The sequence below is a fragment of the Bartonella sp. CL63NXGY genome, assembly GCF_042194905.1.
In the GTDB taxonomy this organism is placed as follows: Bacteria; Pseudomonadota; Alphaproteobacteria; order Rhizobiales; family Rhizobiaceae; genus Bartonella.
On sequence record NZ_JBHINK010000111.1, the window covers coordinates 1 to 334 of the forward strand.

Annotated in this window: 1 protein-coding gene; it reads left to right on the top strand. The window is 44.6% G+C overall.

The window, feature by feature from the left end; all coding sequences use genetic code 11:
- A partial coding sequence (locus ACFIK0_RS09545; RefSeq protein WP_375663935.1) for a PDZ domain-containing protein occupies window positions 1–334 on the top strand: 334 nt, incomplete at both ends.

Here is a 334-nt window from a genome sequence, read left to right on the forward strand (position 1 = left end):
TAACCATCATTCAGTAGCTGCTCGGGCTGGCTTGCAGGCGGGTGATCGTGTTACTCGAGTCGGGTCACAAAAGATTGATGACTGGACAGATTTGTCGACAGCTATTTCAGAACGGCCTGGTAAAAAGACTAAGGTGACTTATCAACGCAATAACCGCCAATACAGTTCTAACTTGACGCCTAAGGTTGTAAAAGCAAATGGGCAAAAAGCAGGGCAGATTGGTATTTTAGAAGAAACCAGTACTAGTATGACTGCTCGTTTGAAGTTTGGCTGGGAACGCTTTGTCCAATCAGGGACTTTAATCTTTAGCGTACTTGGGCATATGTTTACCCAT